This window comes from Streptomyces hirsutus (assembly GCF_001418415.1).
Lineage (GTDB): Bacteria > Actinomycetota > Actinomycetes > Streptomycetales > Streptomycetaceae > Streptomyces > Streptomyces hirsutus.
Genome location: NZ_LIQT01000187.1, coordinates 1 through 6,878 on the forward strand (window position 1 = coordinate 1; position 6,878 = coordinate 6,878).

General features: G+C 68.6%; 12 protein-coding genes. 10 read left to right on the forward strand and 2 right to left on the reverse strand.

Going from position 1 to position 6,878, the window contains the following annotated elements:
- Nucleotides 1-17 precede the first annotated feature (17 nt).
- Both AOK11_RS14715 and AOK11_RS14720 read right to left on the reverse strand, forming a co-directional pair.
- Nucleotides 18-677 (reverse strand): hypothetical protein, encoded by a 660-nt coding sequence (locus AOK11_RS14715; RefSeq protein ID WP_157869361.1) that lies wholly within the window; start codon nucleotides 675-677, stop codon nucleotides 18-20.
- A gap of 343 nt (nucleotides 678-1,020) precedes the next feature.
- Nucleotides 1,021-1,191: a hypothetical protein gene (locus AOK11_RS14720; RefSeq protein WP_055594165.1), complete on the reverse strand. Its 171-nt coding sequence runs from the start codon at nucleotides 1,189-1,191 to the stop codon at nucleotides 1,021-1,023.
- A gap of 184 nt (nucleotides 1,192-1,375) precedes the next feature.
- On the opposite strand from AOK11_RS14720, the gene AOK11_RS14725 reads away from it, so the two are divergent.
- Genes AOK11_RS14725 through AOK11_RS14770 form a run of 10 tightly spaced genes read left to right on the forward strand, consistent with a single transcriptional unit; the run spans nucleotide 1,376 to nucleotide 6,754 of the window.
- Nucleotides 1,376-1,696, forward strand: coding sequence for a gas vesicle protein GvpO (locus AOK11_RS14725; RefSeq protein WP_055594166.1), 321 nt, complete (start codon nucleotides 1,376-1,378; stop codon nucleotides 1,694-1,696).
- Nucleotides 1,697-1,730: 34 nt separating this feature from the next.
- Entirely contained in the window at nucleotides 1,731-2,195 is a 465-nt protein-coding gene (gene gvpJ, locus AOK11_RS14730; RefSeq protein WP_055594167.1) for a gas vesicle protein GvpJ, read from the forward strand.
- A 2-nt stretch (nucleotides 2,196-2,197) separates the two neighbouring features.
- Nucleotides 2,198-2,947, forward strand: a complete 750-nt coding sequence (locus AOK11_RS14735) for a GvpL/GvpF family gas vesicle protein (protein WP_095534226.1) — start codon at nucleotides 2,198-2,200, stop codon at nucleotides 2,945-2,947.
- A gap of 1 nt (nucleotide 2,948) precedes the next feature.
- Nucleotides 2,949-3,209 (forward strand): gas vesicle protein GvpG, encoded by a 261-nt coding sequence (locus AOK11_RS14740; RefSeq protein WP_055594169.1) that lies wholly within the window; start codon nucleotides 2,949-2,951, stop codon nucleotides 3,207-3,209.
- A 7-nt stretch (nucleotides 3,210-3,216) separates the two neighbouring features.
- Complete coding sequence (locus tag AOK11_RS42825) at nucleotides 3,217-3,987, forward strand: hypothetical protein (RefSeq protein WP_055594175.1); 771 nt, start codon at nucleotides 3,217-3,219, stop codon at nucleotides 3,985-3,987.
- Between the two features lie 6 nt (nucleotides 3,988-3,993).
- Nucleotides 3,994-5,052, forward strand: a complete 1,059-nt coding sequence (locus tag AOK11_RS14750; protein WP_055594170.1) for an SRPBCC family protein — start codon at nucleotides 3,994-3,996, stop codon at nucleotides 5,050-5,052.
- The gene (locus tag AOK11_RS14755; RefSeq protein ID WP_055594171.1) at nucleotides 5,045-5,386 is read left to right on the forward strand and encodes a gas vesicle protein; all 342 of its coding nucleotides are present in this window, start codon (nucleotides 5,045-5,047) and stop codon (nucleotides 5,384-5,386) included. Before AOK11_RS14750 ends, AOK11_RS14755 begins: the two co-directional genes overlap by 8 nt.
- Before the next feature lie 19 nt (nucleotides 5,387-5,405).
- Complete coding sequence (locus AOK11_RS14760) at nucleotides 5,406-6,248, forward strand: GvpL/GvpF family gas vesicle protein (RefSeq protein ID WP_055594172.1); 843 nt, start codon at nucleotides 5,406-5,408, stop codon at nucleotides 6,246-6,248.
- A gap of 3 nt (nucleotides 6,249-6,251) precedes the next feature.
- Nucleotides 6,252-6,479: a gas vesicle protein gene (locus AOK11_RS14765; protein ID WP_055594173.1), complete on the forward strand. Its 228-nt coding sequence runs from the start codon at nucleotides 6,252-6,254 to the stop codon at nucleotides 6,477-6,479.
- A complete protein-coding gene (locus tag AOK11_RS14770; RefSeq protein ID WP_055594174.1) occupies nucleotides 6,476-6,754 on the forward strand; it encodes a gas vesicle protein K in 279 nt (92 codons plus the stop codon). The genes AOK11_RS14765 and AOK11_RS14770 overlap by 4 nt, the downstream gene beginning before the upstream one ends.
- The last annotated feature ends 124 nt before the right edge of the window (nucleotides 6,755-6,878 follow it).

Consider the following 6,878-nt stretch of genomic DNA (forward strand, 5'->3'; position numbering starts at 1 on the left):
ACGACATCACACAGGCCCTAGTAGGGCTCGCCTGTCGTTCCATCAGGAGGGCACCCGGCGTCAGGAGCGGCTGAGCCCGTGGCCCATTCGGTGAGGGCGGTGAGGGCGTCCACCGGGTGTCTGGCACGGATCCGGATTCTTCGGTAGCAGTCGCCCGGCACCGGAAACTGCGGGGCTCGGTCCCCTCTGCGGGCGACGCGCCAGATCCAGGTGCCGCGGTGAAGCCTTCGGGCCGAGGCAAAGCCGTGGTCGCCGCGTAGCCGTACCTCCACGTTCAGCGGTTCGCGGAACGGAGTCAGCTCGGTCGTGTCGTAGCCGATGAGGAAGCTGACCTCGGCGTCCTTCCAGTCCAGCCGATCGGCTTCCGCGATTCGCTCGCGCGCGATCCGGGCGTCTTTGCGGAGGAACACGGGGTCATGGATGACCAGGGCGTCGGTCTCCAGGGTGAGCCGGGGTCTGGACAGCAGAGCCCTGACAGTCTGCACCTGAGCCGGAACGGTCACGAAGGACGCCGCACCGGCCGCCACGGCCATCGTGGTGCCCAGCACATCAGACTGCCCCGCGACGGCTTCCCATCCGCTCGTGAGGGCCGCCAACGACAGGCCCAGCCCCCACGGAAGCACGGCGAACACGGCGAACACGGCCCGCCATCGTGAACGGACAAGCGCGATGTCCATGACCGGCGATGCTAGGCGGCCAGGGCCGGCCTGCCAACACCACCCACGCCCTCAGACACCATGGCCGCGATGACCGCAGAATCCTCGAACTCCACGGATGTGGACAACCGGCCGCCCAACCGGCCAGATCACCAACTCGCCGGGGTCCTGGGGTGACGCCGAACCGATAGTGCAGGAGGCCGGGTTGCCGGCCCCGGCTCTCCGCATCCGCATTCCCGCGCCCTGGCCACGCCGCTTCGGTCAGCACGCGGGCTCGACGGCCCCATCCGGGCATGAAGGCGGGGTGGAACCAGAAATGAATCCGATACCACCCCGAGCATTCAGGTAAGGCGTATTCCTCGCTCTACCAGCGATACCACCGGCCTCGGCGTCCGCCCGTATCTGCGGAGCGCATGACGAAACCGAGCAGCCACACGGCCAGCACGATCACGGCAACGATCCACAGCGCCTTCATGGCGAATCCGGCACCGAAAAGGACGAGGGCCAGCAGAAGTACAAGAAGCAGGGGAACCATGATTATCAACCTCCGAGGGAGCAGATGCCCCGGAGTTCTCGTCACACGCACGGCGCCTTCATGTTTCTTTTACACCGCAGCGGGAAAACGCGCGCGCCGCACCACTGCGGCACACGTACCCCGCGCCTCCCACGGATGGCCCCGCTCGAGATGCGCAGCCGCCAGGAGCGCCAAAACTGACCGTATGGCAGAACCACGTCGCTCCGGCACCGGGAGCTCCAAGACGGCCCCCGCCCGGCGAGCGGGGGCCGCGCGGGGGCCCGAGCACGCGGCCCGTACGGCCCTCCAGAGCCTGGAGGGGCTGATCGACCACCCGGCGGAGGGCGTGTCCGCCGTCCGGCGTTCCGACGACGGCTGGTGCGTGGTGGTGGACGTTCTGGAGGTTCCGCGGATTCCCGACACCACGAGCCTCCTGGCCTCGTACGAGGTGCAACTCGACCGGGACGGCGAACTCCTGGAATACCGCAGGGTCCGTCGCTACCGGCGGGGTGCGGCCGACGAGTGATCCGTGTTCGCCCCCTCTGCTGGAAGGAACTTCCATGACCGCCACCACTTACTACTCCGACGAAGTCGTGGCCTGCCCGCCCCGCTCCGGCACGTTGTACGACGTGCTGGAACTGATTCTCGACCGCGGCATGGTCATCGACGTGTTCATACGGGTCTCGCTGGTCGGGATCGAGATCCTCAAGGTGGACGCGCGCATCGTCGTCGCGAGTGTGGACACCTACCTGCGGTTCGCGGAGGCGTGCAACCGGCTGGACCTCGAGCGCGATTCCGGCAGCACCACGGTTCCCGAACTGTTCGGCGGCGGTGCGGCCAAGGCTGTCGGCAAGCGCAAGGTGCGCAGGGCCGCCGACACCGTGGGCGAGACCGTACGCAAAGTGGTGGGCGGCGGTGACGAGGAGTCCGACGACGAGGACGAGGGCGAGGACGAGCAGCAGGAACGCCCGAGGAAGCGGCGCGCTCCCGCGCGCAAGAGCAGCCGACGCCGTGTGGAGGCATGACCGTGGTGACCGACGGGGTGTACGTCTACGCGATTCTGCGGGCGGGAACGGCGCTCCCGAAAGGGCTCGGCGGTGTGGGATCCCCTCCCGCCCCGGTGCGGACGATCGGGCAGGGCCCGCTCGACGCGGTCGTCAGCGACGCGCCGCCCGAGCTGCGCGCGCGACGTCGCGACCTGCTGGCGCACCAGGAACTCCTGATGCGCCTGGCGGACGAAGGGCCGGTGCTGCCCATGCGGTTCGGCATGGTCGCGCCGGACGAGAAGACGGTCCTCGAGCAGCTGGCCGCAGCCGAGTCCCGCCATGCCGCCGCTCTGGAACAGCTGGCCGGCCGCTTCGAGATCAACGTCAAGGCACTTCCGGCACAGAACGCGCTGGCGGCCCTCGTCGCCGAGGAGAAGGACGTACGGCGGCTTCGCGACGCCGCGCGCCGGCGTCCCGGCTACGAGGCCAGTATCCGACTGGGCGAAGCCGTCACCACCGCACTCACCCGCAGAGCGGCGGCGGCGGGACGGCGCATGGTGCGTGAACTCACGCCCGGGGCCCGCGCCGTGGCAGCGGGTCCCACCGTCCCGGGCTGTGCGCTCAACATGTCCTTCCTCGTCGACCGCGGCGACACCGACACCTTCCTCACCCGGGCCCGGGCCTTCGCGGACGCTCATCGGGAGCATGTGGAACTCCGGCTCGCCGGCCCGCTCCCCTGCTACAGCTTCGTCTCGTCCGAGGCCCGCCCCGTACCCGTGGGCGGGGTGTGACATGGGACTGATCACCGGCCTGCTCACACTGCCCATCGCGCCGGTCCGGGGCGTGGTCTGGGTGGCCGAGAAACTCCACGACGCCGCCGAGCGCGAGTTGCACGACCCCGCCGTTCTGCGCGCACAACTGGCGGTGCTCAACCAGGAGCTCGAGGCGGGCGACATCACTCCGGACGAGTTCGAACGAGAAGAAGAACGGTTGCTCGACCGACTGCACGCCGTGCGGGTCGGTCCGGCACACAACGATCGCGAGCGAAGGTGACGTGCTGATGGAAGACCAGTCCAAAGTTGCCCTCGGGGCCGCAGTGGTCGGCGGCTATCTACTGGGCCGGACCAAAAAAGGACGGCTGGCCATCACCGTCGCCACCTATCTGGCCGGCCGGCGGTTCGGGCTGGAGCCCCGCCAGCTCGCCGCGGAGGGGATGCGACGGCTCGGAGAGGTTCCCCAGTTCGCCCAGCTCCAGGACCAGATCCGGGGCGAGGTCCTCGAGGCGGGCCGCAAGGCCATGACCGCCACCGCCAACCGCAGCCTGAGCTCACTGGCCGACACGCTCAGCGACCGCACGGCCCGTCTCACCAAACCTCCGCGGGACGAGGACGAAGACATCGAGTACGAGGACGAGGGCGAGGGCGAGGAAGAAGAGACGCCGGACGACGAAGGCGCGGAGTACGGGGACGACGAGTACGAGTACGAGGACGAAGAGGAGCCGGGCCCGGAGGAGGAAGAGGAAGAGGAGGAAGAGGAGGAGCCCGGCCCGGAGGAAGAGGAGGAAGAGGAAGAGGAGGTCCCCGAGCGGAGGCCGAAGAAGCGGCCGTCGGGCAGGAAGACCCCGGCGAAGAAGTCCGCCCCGGCAAAGAAGAAAGCGGCCGAGAAGAAAGCTCCGGCCAAGAAGGCGACCGCCAAGAAGTCCGCTCCGGCCAAGAAGACGGCGTCCAAGAAGACCGCGGCCAAGAAGACATCTCCCGCGAAGAAGACGGCAGCAAGCACATCGTCGTCGGCGAAGGGGACCGCATCCAAGCGCACGAAGCGTCGGAGGTAGCCAGTCATGGCCAAGTCGAAGAACACAGAACCCGAGGCGGAAGAGTCCGGACTGAGCAGGCTCCGGGGAGAGCTGTCCGGATTCCTCGGCGCGCAGGCGGGGAAGTTCGCCGAGAAGGCGGGAGACAAGCTGACCGGCGTCACGGGCCGGCTGACCGACGTCGCGGAGAACGGCGGGTCCCTGCCCAAGATCGGCTCACGCGTCCTTCAGGGCGATTCGCCGGTGAAGGCGTTCGTCTCGGAAAAGGCCAAGGGCGTCAAGGACAGTGTCGTGGACAAGGCCAAAGAGACCTTCGGCGGTGGAAAGGGCAAGCGCAAGGCGGGCAGCGGCAAGCTCATGAACATCATCGAGGTGCTCGATGTGGGAGTGCCTCTGCGTACCGCTTACGACCACTGGTCCCAGTACGACCAGTTCAGCGGTTTCGCCAAGGGCGTGCAGGACGTCTCGATGGAAGACGAGGCGACCAGCAACTGGAAGGTCAAGATCGGGCCGTCCTCGCGCAGCTTCAAGGCGACGGTCCAGGAGCAGGTGCCCGACGACCGCATCGTGTGGACGTCGGAAGGCGCCAAGGGCACCACGCGTGGTGCGGTGAGCTTCCACGAGCTGGCTCCGTCCCTCACCCGCATCGTCCTGGTCCTCGAGTACTACCCGTCCGGGTTCTTCGAGAAGACGGGCAACCTCTGGCGTGCTCAAGGGCGCCGTGTCCGCCTGGACTTCAAGCACTTCCAGCGGTACGTCACGCTCACCGACGAGGAGCCCGAAGCCTGGCGTGGCGAGATCCGCGACGGAGAAGTCGTCAAGTCCCACGAAGAGGCCATGGAGGAGGAAGAAAGAGAAGAGGGCCAGGACGGCTGGGAGGACGAGGAGGAAGAGGGCGAGGAAGAGGACGGCGAGGCCGCGGACGATCGGCTGACGGGCGAGGAAGAGGAAGACGAGGAGGAGTACGAGGACGAAGAGGAGCCCGGCCCGGAGGACGAGGAGGAAGAGGGCGAGGAAGAAGAGGAGGGCGAGGAAGAGGAGGAGCAGCCCGCCGAGCGGCGCTCCCGGAGGGCTCGTCGTGACTGACCTCGACTTCCGGCACGACGTGGACCACCCCGTCCCGGGGCCCCCGAACACCAACCTCGCCGACATCCTCGAGCGCGTCCTCGACAAGGGCATCGTGATCGCCGGCGACATCAAGATCGACCTTCTCGACATCGAGTTGCTGACCATCCGGCTGCGTCTCTTCGTGGCTTCCGTGGACACCGCGAAGAAGGCCGGCATCGACTGGTGGGAGACCGACCCGGCGCTCAGCTCCCGCGCGGCACGAAGCGCTCTGCAGGAGGAGAACCGCGAACTGCGCACCCGCCTGGAGGCACTCGAATCCGGGCCCCGGGACATGGCGTCGGCCGATCGATGAGCCAGGGAGAAACGAAGGCATGACGGAGCGCAGCCCCAAGGCTTCGGACACGACCGCCCTCTACGTGTACGCGGTCTGCCGCACCGAGGGAAGTCCGGCGCTCGACGGGGTGTCCGGGGTCGCCCGGGACGCACCCCTGCGGACGCTTCCCCTCGGTTCTCTCACCGCGATCGTGCAGACCGTGCGGGCGGCCGAGTTCACGGACGAGGCATGGCAGGAGCGTCTGACGGACGAGCCCGAACTCGAACGGTACGCGCGGGCCCACCACGAGGTCGTGTCGGCGGTCGCCGCCCAGGCACCCACGGTGCCCTTGCCCCTGGCGACGCTGTACAACGCGGAGGACAGGGCCGAGGTCGTGCTGGGCAACGAGTCGGCGCGCTTCCACGCCGCCCTGGAACGCATCGCGCACCATGCCGAATGGGGTGTGAAGGTCTACGCGACCGGCTCTCCCGGCGATGTCGGCGGCGGGGCGGCGCAGCGGCCCCGCACGCCGAGTACACCGAGTATACCGAGTACGCCAGGCGATCGGGAGCGTCCGGCTCCGGGAGCGGGGCGGGCGTATCTGGAGCGCAAACGGAACTTGCAGGCACGGCGCGAGCAGCAGCGGGAGGAGTCCCTGCGCGTCGCCGAGACCGTGGACACGCGGGTGTGCCGCATCGCCAAGGCGTCCCGTCGGCTCCGGCCGCACGGCCCGGGAGCGGCCGGCGACCACCGTGTCCAGGTCCTGAACGCCACCTACCTGGTCGCCGAGCACCGGTCGGCCGAACTGGAGCTGTTGGTGAAGGACCTGCGGGGAAGCACCGGCGCAGGGATCGAACTCTCGGGCCCGTGGGTGCCCTACTCCTTCGTGGGCGAGGTGTGAGGGGTGACGCACGACGTGGTTCCGTGGGACGGTCCGGGCCCTTTGAGCGGCCCCATCGGGGTGCCGTTGGTCGATCTCCTGGACCGGGTCCTGGCGACCGGGGTCGTCGTCAGTGGGGACCTGGTCATCGCGATCGCCGATGTCCCGCTCGTGCGGGTGTCATTGCACGCCCTGCTGTCCTCGGTCAGCGAACGCGTGCCCGCCCCCTGGGCCGACAGTGGGCCGCTGTGACGGCCTCACGGGTCGATCTGGACTCCGAGCAGATGGGGCGCGATCTGGTCGCCCTGGTGCTCACCGTGGTGGAGCTCCTGCGCCAGTTGATGGAACGGCAAGCGCTGCGGCGCATCGACCAGGGTGACCTCACCGACGGCCAGATCGACGAGATCGGCACCACGCTCATGCTGCTCGACCAGCGCATGACGGAACTCTGTGAGCAGCACGGCGTACGCCCGGAGGATCTCAACCTCGATCTGGGGCCGCTCGGCACCCTGCTGCCCCGGACCTGACCGGACCTGAGGACCTGAGGGCCTGAGGACCTGAGGGCCTGAGGACCTGACCGGACCTGACCGGACCTGAAGGGGGCAACGAGGTGGAGCCCGGTGCCTCCGCCGGCCACTCACCCGAATGGCG

Excerpts from the sequence above, each read along its gene's own strand:
- AOK11_RS14750 (WP_055594170.1), top strand. The coding sequence starts at position 3,994 with ATGGCCAAGTCGAAGAACACAGAACCCGAGGCGGAAGAGTCCGGACTG.
- AOK11_RS14720 (WP_055594165.1), bottom strand. The coding sequence starts at position 1,191 with ATGGTTCCCCTGCTTCTTGTACTTCTGCTGGCCCTCGTCCTTTTCGGT.
- AOK11_RS14725 (WP_055594166.1), top strand. The coding sequence starts at position 1,376 with ATGGCAGAACCACGTCGCTCCGGCACCGGGAGCTCCAAGACGGCCCCC.
- AOK11_RS14760 (WP_055594172.1), top strand. The coding sequence starts at position 5,406 with ATGACGGAGCGCAGCCCCAAGGCTTCGGACACGACCGCCCTCTACGTG.
- AOK11_RS42825 (WP_055594175.1), top strand. The coding sequence starts at position 3,217 with ATGGAAGACCAGTCCAAAGTTGCCCTCGGGGCCGCAGTGGTCGGCGGC.
- AOK11_RS14740 (WP_055594169.1), top strand. The coding sequence starts at position 2,949 with ATGGGACTGATCACCGGCCTGCTCACACTGCCCATCGCGCCGGTCCGG.
- gvpJ (WP_055594167.1), top strand. The coding sequence starts at position 1,731 with ATGACCGCCACCACTTACTACTCCGACGAAGTCGTGGCCTGCCCGCCC.
- AOK11_RS14715 (WP_157869361.1), bottom strand. The coding sequence starts at position 677 with ATGGACATCGCGCTTGTCCGTTCACGATGGCGGGCCGTGTTCGCCGTG.